The sequence below is a fragment of the Mycobacterium simiae genome, assembly GCF_008370645.1.
Classification (GTDB): domain Bacteria; phylum Actinomycetota; class Actinomycetes; order Mycobacteriales; family Mycobacteriaceae; genus Mycobacterium; species Mycobacterium simiae_A.
Genome location: NZ_VTZN01000527.1, coordinates 1 through 459, shown reverse-complemented (window position 1 = coordinate 459; position 459 = coordinate 1). Strand labels below are relative to the sequence as shown.

Below are 459 nucleotides of genomic sequence, written 5' to 3'. Positions count from 1 at the left end.
CATGACGCCGTCGGTGGGCAGGATTTGGTGGGCGCGGGCGAAGAAGTCGTCGTAGCGGTCGTGGCCGAAGTGCTCGAAGGCGCCGATGGACACGATGCGGTCGACGGGTTCGTCGAATTGTTCCCAGCCGGCCAGCAATACCCGCCGGGTCCGTGGTGTTTCGAGTTCGTCGAAGGTTTTTTGGACGTGGGCGGCTTGGTTTTTCGACAGGGTGAGGCCGATGACGTTGACGTCGTATTTGTCGATTGCGCGGCGCATGGTGGCGCCCCAGCCGCAGCCGACGTCGAGCAGCGTCATGCCCGGCTGCAGGCCCAGTTTGCCCAGTGCCAGGTCGATTTTGGCGATTTGGGCCTGTTCTAGCGTCATGTCCGCGCGCTCGAAGTAGGCGCAGCTGTAGGTCTGGGTGGGGTCCAAAAACAGCCGGAAGAAGTCGTCGGACAAGTCGTAGTGCGCCTGCAC

General features: G+C 62.7%; 1 pseudogene. It reads right to left on the bottom strand.

The annotated features are described in order from the left end of the window. Positions 1-459, bottom strand: a pseudogene (mmaA2, locus tag F0Q45_RS26745) (cyclopropane mycolic acid synthase MmaA2); the annotation flags it as partial.